The 14842-nt window shown below is 64.9% G+C and carries 15 protein-coding genes; 9 read left to right on the top strand and 6 right to left on the bottom strand.

Annotated elements, in window-relative coordinates:
* Positions 1-54 precede the first annotated feature (54 nt).
* The 6 genes from dapF (at position 55) to FFS37_RS07960 (ending at position 6226) form a co-directional block, all read left to right on the top strand.
* Positions 55-939: a diaminopimelate epimerase gene (gene dapF, locus FFS37_RS07985; protein WP_137930389.1), complete on the top strand. Its 885-nt coding sequence runs from the start codon at positions 55-57 to the stop codon at positions 937-939.
* Entirely contained in the window at positions 939-2237 is a 1299-nt protein-coding gene (gene mtaB / locus FFS37_RS07980; protein ID WP_137930388.1) for a tRNA (N(6)-L-threonylcarbamoyladenosine(37)-C(2))-methylthiotransferase MtaB, read from the top strand. The genes dapF and mtaB overlap by 1 nt, the downstream gene beginning before the upstream one ends.
* Before the next feature lie 13 nt (positions 2238-2250).
* Positions 2251-4233: a signal recognition particle-docking protein FtsY gene (gene ftsY / locus FFS37_RS07975; protein WP_137930387.1), complete on the top strand. Its 1983-nt coding sequence runs from the start codon at positions 2251-2253 to the stop codon at positions 4231-4233.
* Between the two features lie 53 nt (positions 4234-4286).
* Positions 4287-4961 carry a septation protein A gene (locus FFS37_RS07970; protein ID WP_137930386.1) on the top strand — a complete coding sequence of 225 codons (675 nt, stop codon included), beginning with the start codon at positions 4287-4289 and terminating at the stop codon, positions 4959-4961.
* A gap of 22 nt (positions 4962-4983) precedes the next feature.
* Positions 4984-5604, top strand: a complete 621-nt coding sequence (locus FFS37_RS07965; RefSeq protein ID WP_137930385.1) for a pyridoxamine 5'-phosphate oxidase family protein — start codon at positions 4984-4986, stop codon at positions 5602-5604.
* A gap of 88 nt (positions 5605-5692) precedes the next feature.
* Complete coding sequence (locus tag FFS37_RS07960) at positions 5693-6226, top strand: NADPH-dependent FMN reductase (protein ID WP_137930384.1); 534 nt, start codon at positions 5693-5695, stop codon at positions 6224-6226.
* Positions 6227-6416: 190 nt separating this feature from the next.
* Here the strand turns inward: FFS37_RS07960 and FFS37_RS07955 are convergent, their stop codons facing one another.
* Positions 6417-7337: an SMP-30/gluconolactonase/LRE family protein gene (locus FFS37_RS07955; protein ID WP_137930383.1), complete on the bottom strand. Its 921-nt coding sequence runs from the start codon at positions 7335-7337 to the stop codon at positions 6417-6419.
* 265 nt (positions 7338-7602) lie between these two features.
* Here FFS37_RS07955 and FFS37_RS07950 point away from each other — a divergent pair, with 265 nt between their 5' ends.
* On the top strand, positions 7603-7770 hold the full coding sequence (locus FFS37_RS07950; protein ID WP_137930382.1) for a hypothetical protein: 168 nt from the start codon (positions 7603-7605) through the stop codon (positions 7768-7770).
* Positions 7771-7877: 107 nt separating this feature from the next.
* Here FFS37_RS07950 and FFS37_RS07945 read toward each other — a convergent pair whose 3' ends face one another.
* The 4 genes from FFS37_RS07945 to ccmA form a co-directional block, all read right to left on the bottom strand.
* Entirely contained in the window at positions 7878-8456 is a 579-nt protein-coding gene (locus FFS37_RS07945; protein WP_137930381.1) for a DsbE family thiol:disulfide interchange protein, read from the bottom strand.
* A complete protein-coding gene (gene ccmD, locus FFS37_RS07940; protein ID WP_137930380.1) occupies positions 8453-8626 on the bottom strand; it encodes a heme exporter protein CcmD in 174 nt (57 codons plus the stop codon). Before ccmD ends, FFS37_RS07945 begins: the two co-directional genes overlap by 4 nt.
* Positions 8627-8758: 132 nt before the next feature.
* The gene (gene ccmB / locus FFS37_RS07935; RefSeq protein WP_137930379.1) at positions 8759-9424 is read right to left on the bottom strand and encodes a heme exporter protein CcmB; all 666 of its coding nucleotides are present in this window, start codon (positions 9422-9424) and stop codon (positions 8759-8761) included.
* 61 nt (positions 9425-9485) lie between these two features.
* A complete protein-coding gene (gene ccmA, locus FFS37_RS07930) occupies positions 9486-10148 on the bottom strand; it encodes a heme ABC exporter ATP-binding protein CcmA (RefSeq protein WP_137930378.1) in 663 nt (220 codons plus the stop codon).
* A gap of 285 nt (positions 10149-10433) precedes the next feature.
* Between ccmA and acnA the strand changes: the two genes are divergently transcribed.
* Positions 10434-13124 (top strand): aconitate hydratase AcnA, encoded by a 2691-nt coding sequence (gene acnA / locus FFS37_RS07925; protein ID WP_137930377.1) that lies wholly within the window; start codon positions 10434-10436, stop codon positions 13122-13124.
* 69 nt (positions 13125-13193) lie between these two features.
* Here acnA and FFS37_RS07920 read toward each other — a convergent pair whose 3' ends face one another.
* Positions 13194-13859: a ceramidase domain-containing protein gene (locus FFS37_RS07920; protein WP_137930545.1), complete on the bottom strand. Its 666-nt coding sequence runs from the start codon at positions 13857-13859 to the stop codon at positions 13194-13196.
* A 180-nt stretch (positions 13860-14039) separates the two neighbouring features.
* Between FFS37_RS07920 and FFS37_RS07915 the strand changes: the two genes are divergently transcribed.
* Positions 14040-14834 (top strand): DUF1223 domain-containing protein, encoded by a 795-nt coding sequence (locus tag FFS37_RS07915; RefSeq protein ID WP_137930376.1) that lies wholly within the window; start codon positions 14040-14042, stop codon positions 14832-14834.
* Positions 14835-14842 lie beyond the last annotated feature (8 nt).

Below are 14842 nucleotides of genomic sequence, written 5' to 3'. Positions count from 1 at the left end.
TTCCCGCCCGTTTCCGCCATATAGCGCCAAACGGACGTGGAATTTGCGCGACAAATGGCAGGCACCGCCCCCTTCGCCAAGATGAACGGTATCGGCAACGAGATCATCGTTGCCGATATGCGCGGCCGTGCCGACCAGGTGACGGCTGCGGCTGCGGTCGCCCTGAACGCCGACGGCGCGACCCGCTTCGATCAGATCATGGCGATCCATGACGCCAGGACGCCGGGCACCGCCTATTATGTCGACATCCTGAATTCCGACGGCACCAGCGCCCAGGCCTGCGGCAACGGCATGCGTTGCGTGGTGCAGGCGCTTGCCGCCGAAACCGGCCAGAAGACTTTCACCTTCGAGACCCGCGCCGGCATTCTCAACGCCAGGGAACATGCCGACGGCACGATTTCGGTCGACATGGGCATGCCGCGTTTCGGCTGGCAGGAAATTCCGCTGGCCGAGGAATTCCGCGACACCCGCATGATCGAGCTGCAGATCGGCCCGATCGATGCGCCGGTCCTGCACTCGCCCTCTGCCGTCTCGATGGGCAACCCACATGCCATCTTCTGGGTCGACAACGACGTCTGGTCCTACGAACTCGACCGCTTCGGCCCGCTGCTCGAGAACCATCCGATCTTCCCGGAGCGTGCGAACATAACGATCGCTCAAGTGACCTCACCGCAGACCATGATCATCCGCACCTGGGAACGCGGCGCGGGCCTGACCAAGGCTTGCGGTTCGGCCGCCTGCGCGGCGGTGGTGGCCGCGGCCCGCACCAAGCGGACCGGCCGCGCCGTCAGCCTGCTGACGCCCGGCGGCGGCACGCTGCATGTCGAATGGCGCGACGACGACCATGTCATCCTGACGGGTGCGGCCGAGTGGGAATTTTCCGGCAGCTTCGACCCCTCGACCGGCGCCTGGGCCCGCGACACCGAAAGCGCGGCCTGATGCCGGCTCTTCAAAAAGGCGTCGACGTCGTCACCTTCGGCTGCCGCCTCAACACTTATGAATCCGAAGTCATGCGCCGCGAGGCCGAAAGTGCGGGCCTTGGCGCGCTGGCTGGCGGCGCCGTGATCTTCAACACCTGCGCCGTCACCGGCGAGGCCGTGCGCCAGGCCAAGCAGGCGATCCGCAAGGCGCGCCGTGAAAACCCGCAAGCGCGCATCATCGTCACCGGCTGCGCCGCCCAGACCGCGCCGCAGGACTTCACCGCCATGGACGAGGTTGATCTCGTGCTCGGCAATGAAGAGAAGCTCAAGGCGCATTCCTATCGCGCGCTGCCGGATTTCGGCGTCAACGACACCGAAAAGGCCCGCGTCAACGACATCTTCTCGGTGCGCGAGACCGCCGGCCATATGGTCGACGCCATCGAAGGCCGGGCGCGCGCCTTCGTCCAGGTGCAGAATGGCTGCGACCATCGCTGCACCTTTTGCATCATCCCCTATGGCCGCGGCAATTCCCGCTCGGTGCCGATGGGCGCCGTGGTCGAACAGGTCAAGCGGCTCGCCGGCAACGGCTATGCCGAGATCGTGCTGACCGGCGTCGACATGACATCTTTCGGCGCCGACCTGCCGGGCGCGCCCAAGCTCGGCAAGCTTGTGAAGACCATTCTCAGACAAGTGCCCGATGTGAAACGGCTCAGGCTGTCCTCGATCGACTCCATCGAGGCGGATGACGACCTGCTCGATGCCATCGCCACCGAGCCGAGGCTGATGCCGCATCTGCACCTGTCGCTGCAGTCCGGCGACGACATGATCCTGAAGCGCATGAAACGGCGGCATCTGCGCGACCAGTCGATCCGCTTCTGCGAGGATGTGCGCAAGCTGCGTGCCGACATCGTTTTCGGCGCCGACATCATCGCCGGCTTCCCGACCGAGACCGACGAGATGTTCGAGAATTCCCTGAAGATCGTCGAGGAATGCGGCCTGACGCATCTGCACGTCTTCCCGTTCTCGCCGCGCGAAGGCACGCCCGCCGCGCGCATGCCGCAGGTTCGCCGAGAGGCGGTCAAGCAACGCGCCGCAAGGCTGCGTGCCGCCGGCGAGACCGCCTATGTCAAACATCTGACGTCGCTCGCCGGCACCCGTCAGTCGATCCTGATCGAGCGCGACGGCCTTGGCCGGACGGAGGGATTCACGCTTGCCGCGCTCGGCATCGGCGCACCGGGTGAGATCGTCGAGGCCAGCATATCGGGCCATGACGGTGCGCGCCTGATCGCCGCTCCCCTTGCCGCCCGCGCCGCCTGAGAAACGCAAAAGCATGGCTGGTTTTTTCAAGAAGATATTTTCGTTCGGCAAGAAGGAGGTTGTCGAGGAGCGGATCGACGAGACCGCCCCGCTGCCGCCGATCAAATGGGACCAGCTCGACGCGCTGAAACCGGCGGCGGACCAGGTCGTTCCGGAGTTTCTGAAGCGCGAGCAGGCAGAGCCCGAGGCGGAGGTCGTGGCGGCACCCTCGGCCGAGCAGGCTCCCCACCCTCCCCTTGATGGGGAGGGTCGCCACGAAGTGGCGGGGAGGGGTGACGGCGCAGACATCGACGCTGGCGCCACTCACCCCCAAGCTTCGCTTGGGACCTCCCCCATCGAGGGGGAGGTAAAGGACGCGCCTCGGCCGGCACCTGAAGAACCGGCGCCCGAGCCGGCTCCGACCATTCCACCAGCACCCGAGCCGATCGTTCCGTCTGAACCGGAACCACTGCCTGAGCCCACGCCGCAAGAGGAACCGGCACCAGAGCCTCCGGAGCCGCCTGCGCCCGAGGAAATTCCGCTTCCCCCCGCGACTCCGGAGCCCACACCCGAGCCGCAGCCGCAAGAAGTCCCTGCTCCGGCCGAGCCGGAGATTGTGCCGTCACGTCCCGAGAAGCAGCCGGAACCGGCGCCTGCCGAAGTTCCGGCGCCGCCTGCCGAGGTTCCCGCCGAAACGCCGGCGCCAATCGAGGTGCCGCCAGCCGCTCCGGTCGAGGCCGCTCCGTCGGCCGCCGCCGAGGATCTGGTCCCCAAGGCTGGTGCTGCCCCTCATCCGCCTGCCGGCACCTTCTCCCCGTATAGGGACGGGAAGGAGGACGAAGCTCCCCACCCTCCCCTCGATGGGGAGGGTCGCCACGAAGTGGCGGGGCGGGGTGATGGCGCCGACGCTGGCGCTGCTCACCCCCACCCCCGAGCTGCGCTCGGGACCTCCCCCATCGAGGGGGAGGTAAAGCCGGCGCCCATGGCACCGCCATCCCCTCAACCGGCGCCGGAGCCAAAGCCGGCCCCCGGCAAGGTGACCGTCGCCAAGAAGGTCGAGCAGAAGGCCGAACCGGTGAGTGCGCCCGAGCCGGCGCCAAGACGCTCCTGGTTCCAGCGCATGCGCGATGGGCTTGCCCGCTCCTCGCGCGAACTCACCGGCAGCATTGCCGGCGTGTTCACCAAGCGCAAGCTGGATGAGGAGACGCTGCAGGATCTGGAGGATGTGCTGATCCGCGCCGATCTCGGCGTGGAAACCGCCTTGCGCGTCACCGATTCACTCGCATCCAGCCGCTACGGCAAGGATGTTTCCGACACCGAGGTCCGCGCCGTCATGGCCGCCGAGGTGGAGAAGGTGCTCACACCGGTGGCGAAGCCGCTCGAACTCGACCTCTCGCACAAGCCGCATGTCATCCTGGTTGTCGGCGTCAACGGCACCGGCAAGACCACCACCATCGGCAAGCTCGCCGCCAAGCTGACCGATGGCGGACTGTCGGTGATGCTTGCCGCCGGCGACACGTTCCGCGCCGCCGCGATCGAACAGCTGAAAATCTGGGGTGAGCGGACGAAATCGCCGGTCGTCGCATCCAAGCTCGGCGCCGATGCCGCCGGCCTTGCCTATGACGCCTTCGAAAAGGCGAAGGAGGCGGGATCCGACGTGCTGATCATCGACACCGCAGGCCGCCTGCAGAACAAGACCGAGCTGATGGCCGAGCTGGAAAAGATCGTGCGCGTGCTGGGCAAGCTCGACCCGGAAGCGCCGCACACCGTGTTGCAGACGGTCGATGCCACCACCGGCCAGAACGCGCTGAACCAGGTCGAGATCTTCCGCAATGTCGCCGGCGTCAACGGCCTGGTGATGACCAAGCTGGACGGCACGGCGCGCGGCGGTATTCTGGTGGCGATCGCGGCAAAGCACAGGCTGCCGGTCTATTTCATCGGCGTCGGCGAACAGGTCGACGACCTCGAACCTTTCTCAGCGAGCGAATTCGCCAGGGCGATCGCTGGAGTGGCATAACGGCATGACGCCGGAAAGCACAGGCTTTCCGGACCATGCGTAAGAAGGAAACCATGAACCCACCCATTCTCGAACGCGACCCGTCCGACCCGCAGAAAGAGAAGAAGGAAGGCATCAATCCCGTGCTCAAGCTGGTGCTGGAGCTGGGACCCCTGCTCGTCTTCTTCTTCGCCAACGCGCGCGGGGAATGGCTGACGCAGAAATTTCCGGTGCTGGCCGAATTCGGCGGCCCGATCTTCGTCGCCACCGGCCTGTTCATGGCCGCGACCGCCATCGCCCTGATCGCCTCGTGGCTGCTGACCCGCACCTTGCCGATCATGCCGATGGTGTCTGGCGTCGTCGTCTTCATCTTCGGCGCGCTGACGCTCTATCTGCAGGACGACATTTTCATCAAGATGAAGCCGACCATCGTCAACACGCTGTTCGGCGGCGTGCTGCTGGGCGGCCTGCTCTTCGGCCGCTCGCTGCTCGGCTATGTCTTCGAGTCCGCCTTCCGGCTCGATGCCGAGGGCTGGAAGAAGCTCACCTTCCGGTGGGGCCTGTTCTTCCTGTTCCTGGCCCTCGTCAACGAGGTGGTGTGGCGGAATTTTTCCACCGATGCCTGGGTTACCTTCAAGGTCTGGGGTATCATGCCGATCACGCTTCTGTTCACCTTCAGCCAGATGCCCTTGATCCTGCGCCATTCGCTGGACGACAAGGCGAGCGGAGAAGAAAAAGCCGGCAAGTAGTCGGCGAAAACGGGGGAGAGCGATGGACTTCATCACCACGCGCGAGGAGCTGCGGGAGATCTACAAGACGCCGCGGCCGACCGACGGCTCGATCCGCAAGGAGCTCAAGGCGCTCGACGGCCATTGCCGGTCCTTCATCGGCAAGAGCCCCTTCGTGCTGATCGGCTCCTCGGACGGATCGGGCAATGCCGACGTGACGCCGCGCGGCGACAGGCCCGGCTTCGCCGCCATCCTCGACGACCGGACGATCGCCATCCCCGACCGGCCCGGCAACAACCGGCTGGATACGCTGGAAAACATCATCCGCAATCCCTCGGTCGGTCTGCTGTTCCTGATCCCCGGCATGAACGAGACGCTGCGCGTCAATGGCGATGCCCGCATCACCGCCGACGCGACGTTGCGCGAACGGCTGGCGGTCGACGGCAGGGAGCCGCAGAGCGTCATCGTCGTCACCGTCAAGGCGACCTACATGCATTGTGCAAAGGCCTTCATGCGCTCCGACCTCTGGAAGCCGGAGAGCTGGTACGACCGCACGACGCTGCCGACGCTCGGGCAGATCCTGCGCGACCAGCTGGCGCTGGCCGAGTCCGCCGAGGCGACCGACCGCTGGCTGGACGGAGAGTACAAGCAGACGATGTGGTAGGCTTAGAGCAATTCCAGGAAAAGTGTGAAGCGGTTTTCCGTCCGGAATTGCGTCAGAAAAATAGACACGATTCGTCCGGGCCTCACCCTTGCTCAACATCCTCGCCATGTCAGGCAGCTTGCGGGCCGCTTCCACCAATTCGGCCCTGGTGGCCGCGCTGGCGCGCAACGCGCCCGAGGGCTGCCGCATCACCGTCTATGACGGGCTCGGCGGCTTGCCGATCTTCAATCCCGACGACGAGGGCGAACGCACGCCGCATGCCGCGGCCGCACTTATAGACGCGGTGATGCGCGCCGACGGCGTCATCGTCTCCTGTCCCGAATATGCCCATGGCGTGCCCGGCGGACTGAAGAACGCGCTCGACTGGCTGGTCTCACGCGACGCCGCCGTCGCCAAACCCGCCATGCTGGTCCACGCCTCGCCGCGCTCGCTGTTTGCCCGCGCCGCCTTGGCCGAGATCATGCGGACGATGTCGTTTGCGATGCATGAGGAGCGGATGCTGGAGATTGCGCTGTTGGGCAAGAAGCCGCCGGAGGTGGAGGTGATTTTGGCTGAGCAGACGAGCCGGCAGGCTATGCATGATGCGCTCTCGGCATTTGCAGAGTTCATCCGCTCACGTTGATGCTGTCTTCCAAGTGAAGCAGACGCGGCGATCCTTCACGCCCCCTCTGTCCTGCCGGACATCTCCCCCACAAGGAGGGAGATCGGCTGTCATCGTTGCCTTCGCCAAATCTCCAACGTTGAAAAACAAGCAGAACGGCGAAGCTGCCGATCTTCTCCCAAGTGGGGGAGATGTCCGGTCTCCAGCAGGTTCAATAGGTCTTGGCTCCGTTCACCATCAGCCGCACCGAATAGAGCGAGGTGGTGCCGGCGATGTAGAGGCAGTTCAGCTTGGCGCCGCCGAACACGCAATTGGCGGTCACCTCCGGCACCTTGACCTTGCCAATCAATGTCCCGTCCGGGTCGTAGCAATGGATGCCGTCGGCCGCACTTGTCCAGATACGCCCGTCGGCGTCGAGCCGGAAGCCGTCGAACAGTCCTGATGTGCAGTCGGCGAACACTTTGCCGCCCGACACTTTCCTGCCGTGCTTGCCGACGGTGAACACACGAATATGCGCCGGATTCTGCGCGCCATGCGTGCGGCCCGTGTCGGCGACGTAGAGCAGGCTTTCATCGGGCGAGAAGGCAAGGCCGTTCGGCCTCACCATATCGGTGATGACGGCCTCGATCTCGCCGCTGTCGGGATCGACCCGGTAGACGTAACAGGCGCCGATCTCGCTCTCGGCCTTGTCGCCCTCATAGTCGGTGTCGATGCCGTAGGTCGGATCGGTGAACCAGATCGAACCGTCGGACTTCACCACCAGATCGTTGGGCGAGTTCAGCCGCTTGCCCTTGTAACTCGCCGCGATGGTGGTGACCGAGCCGTCATGCTCGGTGCGGCTGACACGGCGGCCCGAATGCTCGCAACTCAGCAAGCGGCCCTCCCGGTCGACGGTGTTGCCGTTGGAATTTCCCGACGGTTGCCGGAACACGCTGACGCTGCCGTCCGTCTCGTCGTAGCGCAGCATGCGATTGTTCGGGATGTCCGACCACACGACATAGCGTCCGGCGGCGAACCAGGCCGGCCCTTCCGACCATCGGCATCCCGTGAACAGCCTTTCCACCTGCGCGTTGCCGTTGAACAGGCGCGCGAAGCGTGGGTCGAGAACTTCGTAATGGTCGGCGGCCGCCATGCATTTCCTCCCGGCATCAGCTGATGCCGGATCAAGCCAGCCCGCGATCAATATGGCAAGACGGGCGCTTCGCAATTTGTAAGACAAAACCGCCGGCAACCGGGCGCGGGCGTCGCTTAGGACAGCGTTAACCGGCTATGCGCCCAGCGCAATGGTGCATTGCAACATCTTCTTTTTGCAATGCACCAATCCTATGTCATGTTCCGTATTGACCAAGGGAGGAAGAACCGGCCGCCGAAAATGCGGCGTAGAAGGAACCCTTGCCATGATCTTCAACGATCTCATGAACCGCGCTCGCACCAGCATCGCCAAGCGCAAGCACTACAACCGCCTCGTCGCCGAAATCGACAGCTTCTCCAGCCGTGACCTCGCCGACATGCGCGCCGATCGCTCGGAAATGCTCTACCAGATCCACAAGCAGATCTACGGCTGAGTCTGGCTGGAGGGAATCCCCCTCACTCGCGTCGGCGCCTTCCTCTTCTCCCCGGCGGGGAGAAGGTGGCCGCGTAGCGGCCGGATGAGGGGGCCTGGCGCCAGCGCCTACCCCGGCGCCGCCAGCGCCTTTTCGATTTGCGGCAGTAGGAGCTCCCGCGCCGACTCCGCCGTCAGCGGTCCGACATGCTTGTAGGCGATCTTGCCATCCTTGCCGATGACGAAGGTCTCCGGCACGCCATAGACACCCCAGTCGATTGCCGTGCGGCCGGCTTCGTCGACGCCGATTGCCTGGAACGGATTGCCGAGGTCGCCGAGGAAGCGTCGGGCATTTTCCTGCCTATCCTTGTAGTTCAGCGCCGCCATCACGAACCGCTTGTCCTGCGACAGCGCCAGCAGCACCGGATGTTCTTCCCGGCACGGCGCGCACCAGGACGCGAAGACGTTGACCAGCGTGACCTTGCCGGCAAACGCCTTGGAATCGAGCCCGGGCAGGTTTGAGCCCTCCAGCGCCGGCAGGCTGGTCTGCGGCGCCGGCAGTCCGATAAGGGCCGAAGGCACTTCCGAGACGTCGCGTCCCGACAACAGCTGCGACAGGAACAGGCCGGCCAGACCGAGGAAGACCAGCAGCGGCAGGAGCACGAACAGGCGGCGCGTGGGCGGCGGCGTTTCGGTTTCGCTGCTCATGGCTTTGCCGTCCCGCCCTTGTCGGAACGCCGCCGCACGCCGGCCGCGTCCAGCTCGGCGAGTTCGCGCTTGCGCGCCCGCTGGTCGAGCAGGATCCAGCCGATCAGCCCGGCCAGCACGATCGCCGTGATGCCGTAGGCGGCGCTGACATAGAGCGCGTGCGCGCTCATGCGGGCCGCCTCATCGCCGCGTCGCCTACCAGCCCTGTTCTCTTGCCTCTCTGGGTCATGCCTTCCCTTAAACGGGCGCCGGCGGCTTCGCAATTGGCCGCCGCGCCGCAGTCTTGCAACCTGTCCGGCACATCAATCCGACCCATGGCGCAGGGCCAGGGCCGCTGAAACCGGACCCAGAACGGCAAGAAACAGCGTCAGCGCGGCAAGAATGAGGAACGGCTGGACAAACGGTGCCGGATCCCCCGTCGCACCATAGCTCGCCGAAACGCCGAAGATCAGCACCGGAATGGTCAACGGCAGGACCAGCACCGAAATCAGCAGCCCGCCGCGCGGCAACGCCACCGCCACCGCCGCGCCCGCCGCGCCGATGAAGGTGATGGCCGGCGTGCCGACCAGCAGCGTCAGCGCCGTGGCGCCGATACCGAGCGGCTCCATGTTCATGAACAGGCCGAGCAGGGGCGCGGCGATGACCAGCGGCAGCACGCTGCCCGCCCAATGCGCCAGGCATTTCACCAGCACCGTCAGCGCCAGCATGTGCCGGTCATGCCCAAGCACCAGCAGATCGAGAGAACCGTCCTCGCGGTCGGCCTGGAACAGCCGGTCGAGCCCGAGCAGGCAGGCAAGCAGCGCGCCGATCCACAGGATCGCCGGACCGATGCGCGAAAGCAGCTTCAGGTCCGGGCCGACGCCGAACGGGATGGTGGCGATGACCGCAAGGAAAAAGATGACGCCGGTCAGCGCGCCGCCGCCGGCGCGGATGCTGAGGCGGATGTCGCGGGCGAAGAGGGCTAGCACCTCACCCTCCCCCTTGTGGGGAGGGTCGGCGCGCAGCGCCGGGGTGGGGGAGCGGCGGTCATCATGAGGGACCCCCACCCCGCTCCGCTTCGCGGATCGACCCTCCCCACAAGGGGGAGGGTGAGGTGCCCATCCTCAATTCCGTCGCCCCCCCGATCCCCAGCGGCAGATGCGTCGCCGCCACGATCATCCCGCCTTCCGCGCAATGCCTTGCCATCAACCCCGCGAATCGCTCCTCCGAAGCCTTGTCCAATCCCGCCGTCGGCTCGTCGAGCAGCCATAGCGGCCTGTGGCTGACCAGCAGCTTGCCGATCGCCGCCCTCCGCCTCTGCCCCGTCGACAGATAGCCGAACGGCAGGTGGCCGAGGCCGCCCAGTCCGACCGTTTCCAGCGCCTCGTCGACGCCGAGACGGCCTTCGCCATTGAAATCGCGCCAGAAGCGCAGGTTCTCGGCCACGCTGAGCGCCGTCTTCATCGCGTTCTGATGGCCGAGATAGTGGCAGGCGGACGCGATCGAGGGAAACGGCTCGCCGCAGCCTTCCAGCAGCAGCCGACCCTCAGCCTTCGGCAGCAGCCCGGCGATCACCCTGAGCAAGGTCGACTTGCCCGATCCGTTCGGCCCGGTCACGACCACCGCCTCGCCCTTGCCAAGCGCAAAGCCGATGCCGGAGAAAACCGCCTCGCCGCCGCGTTCGCCGCCCAGATTTTCGGCGATAAGCCGCATCCCTCGCCTGCCTTGAAAACAATGTTTCGCGAGCGCTTCCGCATCGCACAAATTTGCTCGCCAACTGTCTAGAACTATTCCAGGAAATTCTCTATATGCGGTGCATCCGTGCCAGCGGTCGGCGCGGGAACAGTATTTGCGCCGAACCAGCGCACGCGCCGCCTTGAACGGCTCGGGTTGCTTGGGAGCGGACAGCGGAAATGGCCGTACCCGCACCTTTGCGCGTGATTGCATGCCATCGGCGTCCGTTCCCTTTCAGGCTGAACAGACAAGGACGGATCGCACGTGTCAAAATCCCTCGATAGTTTCAATTGCCGCCGCACCCTGACCGTGGGTGGCGCGGAGTATGTCTATTTCAACCTCGTTGAGGCCGAGAAGAACGGCCTCACCGGCATCGCCCAGCTGCCCTATTCGATGAAGGTGCTGCTGGAGAACCTGCTGCGCAACGAGGACGGCCGCTCGGTCACCAAGGAATCGATCCAGGCGGTCGCCGGCTGGCTCACCGACAAGGGCACGGCCGGCGTCGAGATCGCCTATCGTCCGGCCCGCGTGCTGATGCAGGACTTCACCGGCGTTCCCGCCGTTGTCGATCTCGCCGCCATGCGCGACGCGATGGCCTCGCTCGGCGGCGACCCGCAGAAGATCAACCCGCTGGTCCCGGTCGACCTCGTCATCGACCATTCCGTCATTGTCGACGAGTTCGGCACGCCGATGGCCTTCGCCCGCAACGTCGAGCTCGAATATGAGCGCAACGAGGAACGCTACAAGTTCCTGAAATGGGGCCAGCAGGCATTCCGCAACTTCCGCGTCGTGCCGCCCGGTACCGGCATCTGCCACCAGGTCAACCTCGAATATCTCGGCCAGGTCGTTTGGACCAACAGCGAGGACGGCGAAACCACGGCCTATCCGGACACCTGCGTCGGCACCGATTCGCATACCACGATGATCAACGGCCTTGGCGTTCTCGGCTGGGGCGTCGGCGGCATCGAGGCCGAGGCGGCCATGCTCGGCCAGCCCGTCTCCATGCTGTTGCCCGAGGTCATCGGCTTCCGCCTGACCGGCAAGCTGAAGGAGGGCGTCACCGCCACCGACCTCGTGCTCACCGTCACCCAGATGCTGCGCAAGAAGGGTGTCGTCGGCAAGTTCGTCGAATTCTTTGGCCCTGGCCTCTCCAACATGACGCTGGCCGACCGTGCCACCATCGGCAACATGGCGCCGGAATATGGCGCCACCTGCGGCTTCTTCCCGGTCGATTCGGAAACCATCCGCTATCTGACCATGTCGGGCCGCGAGGAGAACCGCATCGCGCTGGTCGAAGCCTATTCCAAGGCGCAAGGCATGTGGCGCGAGGCGGGTTCCGCCGACCCCGTCTTCACCGACCTGCTCGAGCTCGACCTCGGCGATGTCGTGCCGTCCATGGCCGGCCCCAAGCGTCCGGAAGGACGTGTCGCGTTGGAAGGCATTCCGGCCGGCTTCGCCAAGGCGATGGAGACCGAGTACAAGAAGGCCGCCGAGATTTCCAAGCGCTATGCGGTCGAAGGCACCTCGCACGACCTCGGCCATGGCGACGTCGTCATCGCCGCCATCACCTCCTGCACCAACACCTCCAATCCGAGCGTGCTGATCGGCGCCGGTCTCCTGGCGCGCAACGCCAATCGCCTCGGCCTCAAGCAGAAGCCCTGGGTGAAGACCTCGCTCGCTCCCGGCAGCCAGGTGGTCGCCGAATATCTGGAAAAGTCCGGCCTGCAGAAGGAGCTCGACCAGATCGGCTTCAACCTGGTCGGCTTCGGCTGCACCACCTGCATCGGCAATTCCGGCCCGCTGCCGGCGCCGATCTCCAAGACCATCAACGATAAAGGTCTGATCGCTGCCGCGGTGCTGTCCGGCAACCGCAACTTCGAGGGCCGCGTCTCGCCCGACGTGCAGGCCAACTATCTCGCCTCGCCGCCGCTGGTCGTGGCGCATGCGCTGGCCGGCACGGTGACGAAAGACCTTACGTCAGAGCCGCTCGGCGAGGACAGGAACGGCAAGCCGGTCTATCTCAAGGACATCTGGCCAAGCTCGGCCGAGATCCAGGAGTTCATCGAGAAGAACGTCACGCGCGAGCTGTTCGCCCGCAAATATGCCGACGTCTTCAAGGGCGACGAATACTGGCAGAACGTCAAGGCGCCGGAAGGCCAGACCTACGCCTGGGACGACAATTCGACCTATGTGCAGAACCCGCCCTACTTCGCCGGCATGACATCCGGCTTCGGCAAGATCGGCGACATCAAGGGCGCTCGCGTGCTCGGCCTGTTCGGCGACAAGATCACCACCGACCACATCTCGCCCGCAGGTTCGATCAAGGCCGCCTCGCCGGCGGGCAAGTACCTCACCGACCATGGTGTCGGCGTCGCCGACTTCAACCAGTACGGCACGCGGCGCGGCAATCATGAGGTGATGATGCGCGGCACCTTCGCCAACATCCGCATCCGCAACCACATGCTGGGCGAGAACGGCCGCGAGGGCGGCTACACCATCCATTACCCCTCGAAGGAAGAGGAATCGATCTACGACGCGGCGATGGAATACAAGAAGGAAGGCGTGCCGCTGGTCATCTTCGCCGGCGTCGAGTACGGCAACGGCTCGTCGCGCGACTGGGCGGCCAAGGGCACCAACCTGCTTGGTGTCCGCGCCGTCATCGCCCAGTCCTTCGAGCGCATCCATCGCTCGAACCTGGTCGGCATGGGCGTCATCCCCTTCGTCTTCGAGGAAGGCACGTCCTGGGCCTCGCTCAACCTCAAGGGCGACGAACTGGTCGAGATCGATGGCCTGGACGCCATCAAGCCGCGCCAGACGATGACCGCCAAGGTCACCTATGGCGACGGCACGGTGAAGAACGTGCCGATCATCTGCCGCATCGATACGCTGGATGAGCTCGACTACTTCAAGAACGGCGGCATCCTGCAATACGTGCTGCGCGATCTGGCGGCATAAAGATAGGGAGTAGTGAGTAGGAAGTAGTGAATAGGGAAACCAGTCTCACTACTCACTACTCACTACTCACTACTGCCTGCCCCGCCCGAACCGCGCCGTCGCCGCCAGCAGCACGCCCAGCATCAGCCCGTTGAGGATGTGCCACAGGAAATGCGTGCCGAGCGGGAAGCTGGCGCAGACCAGCGGATCGATCATGCGGCAGATCACGGACACAACGAATATCGCCGACCCAGCCAGATTGTACCAGCCGGCCCTGTTGCCGCTGGCGGCCACCCAGACACCGAAGAAAGCCAGAGCCAGGAACGGCGGCAGGTAGCCTGTCGTGCCGTTTGACGCCTGGCGCAGCCAATCCGGCACCGCGAAGGTTATCGCGCCGGCCACCACGTAGAAGACGACGAAAACCGCGATCGCCTTGCCCCATCCCAGGCCCAGGAAACGGCGCAGGTTGAACAGCGTGTAGGCAAGCGTGAAGCCGGCGATCGGCAGCACGTCGACCCAGACCGTGCCCTTGGTGGCGTAGGTGTGGAAGATGGCCGAGCCGATGCCGATCGCGACCACCCACCAGGCCAGAACCTCCGCGAAAGTGCCGGTCCGGCAACGCCTTACCTCCCGCACGCCCCACAGTCCCGCCGCGATGAAGGCAAGATTGGTCAAAGCATTAGCCGGCTCTGCCCACAGTCCAGGGCCCGTCCGCTCACAATAGAGATCGACCGGTATCAGGAGAGTTTGCCATATGGTCATGATGCCGCCGCCAAATCGAACCACTCTGTAAAATGCAGTGGCTAGTCCTATTGCCGCCTTGGCCGCGGTTGCAATGGGGAAAATTTCACCGCAACGTGACTTCCGATTGACTTGCGGTTCTGCCACATATTTTAGCAATCAGAACAAAGCCGGCATCACCGGCGGGAATTCGGAATGGTCATGGCCTCGCGAAGATTTCTGTGGCTGGCAGCCTTCGCGCTGGCCTTCTCGGCGGTTGTCAGCGCTGGCCATGCCGGCGAGGCCGAAAGGATTCCACCCTCAGGATCCCAGCCTTCCTCGCCTGACAAGCCGCTCGGCGTGGTCGAACTTTTCACCAGCCAAGGCTGCAGTTCCTGCCCTCCCGCCGATGCCTTCTTCGCCGAGCTTGCCAACCGGCAGGATATCGTCGCGCTGTCCTATCACGTCGACTACTGGGATTATCTCGGCTGGAAGGACACGCTCAGCCACAAGGAGAATACCGAGCGGCAGTATGATTACATGCGCGCCTTCGGCAGCCGCTCGGTCTATACGCCGCAGGCGGTCATCAATGGCCGTGTCCACGTCAACGGCGCCAATCGCGGCGAGGTCGACGGAGCTCTCACCCGCATGGCCCGGTCAGGCGAAGGCATGCGTGTTCCGATCAGGGTCAGCCGCACCAGCGACCGCGTGATCATCGATGCCGGCGATGCCGGAACGGGCCCGAGCGACGCCCATGTCGTGATCGTCTATTTCGACGCGCCGCAAACGGTCAAGATCGCCCAGGGCGAGAACTCCGGCCGCAAGATGACCTATTGGAACGCCGTCACCGGCATCCAGACCGCCGGCATGTGGCACGGCAAGGCCCAACGCTACGAATTGCCGATGAGCGAGATCACCAAGAAGGGCGGTTGCGCCGTGTTTCTGCAATCCGTCGGCAAGGACGGCATGCCCGGCCCGATCCTCGGCGCCGCCTTCATCCACAAGCCCTGATCGATCGC

Source organism: Mesorhizobium comanense, from assembly GCF_005503535.1.
Lineage (GTDB): Bacteria > Pseudomonadota > Alphaproteobacteria > Rhizobiales > Rhizobiaceae > Mesorhizobium > Mesorhizobium comanense.
The sequence above is the reverse complement of the archived record's forward strand: the minus strand, read 5'-3'. Positions and strand labels throughout refer to the sequence as shown.

Coding starts and splice junctions, on each gene's coding strand:
- dapF (WP_137930389.1), top strand. CDS start 55: ATGGCAGGCACCGCCCCCTTCGCCAAGATGAACGGTATCGGCAACGAG.
- mtaB (WP_137930388.1), top strand. CDS start 939: ATGCCGGCTCTTCAAAAAGGCGTCGACGTCGTCACCTTCGGCTGCCGC.
- ftsY (WP_137930387.1), top strand. CDS start 2,251: ATGGCTGGTTTTTTCAAGAAGATATTTTCGTTCGGCAAGAAGGAGGTT.
- FFS37_RS07970 (WP_137930386.1), top strand. CDS start 4,287: ATGAACCCACCCATTCTCGAACGCGACCCGTCCGACCCGCAGAAAGAG.
- FFS37_RS07965 (WP_137930385.1), top strand. CDS start 4,984: ATGGACTTCATCACCACGCGCGAGGAGCTGCGGGAGATCTACAAGACG.
- FFS37_RS07955 (WP_137930383.1), bottom strand. CDS start 7,337: ATGGCGGCCGCCGACCATTACGAAGTTCTCGACCCACGCTTCGCGCGC.
- FFS37_RS07950 (WP_137930382.1), top strand. CDS start 7,603: ATGATCTTCAACGATCTCATGAACCGCGCTCGCACCAGCATCGCCAAG.
- FFS37_RS07945 (WP_137930381.1), bottom strand. CDS start 8,456: ATGAGCAGCGAAACCGAAACGCCGCCGCCCACGCGCCGCCTGTTCGTG.
- ccmD (WP_137930380.1), bottom strand. CDS start 8,626: ATGAGCGCGCACGCGCTCTATGTCAGCGCCGCCTACGGCATCACGGCG.
- ccmA (WP_137930378.1), bottom strand. CDS start 10,148: ATGCGGCTTATCGCCGAAAATCTGGGCGGCGAACGCGGCGGCGAGGCG.
- FFS37_RS07915 (WP_137930376.1), top strand. CDS start 14,040: ATGGTCATGGCCTCGCGAAGATTTCTGTGGCTGGCAGCCTTCGCGCTG.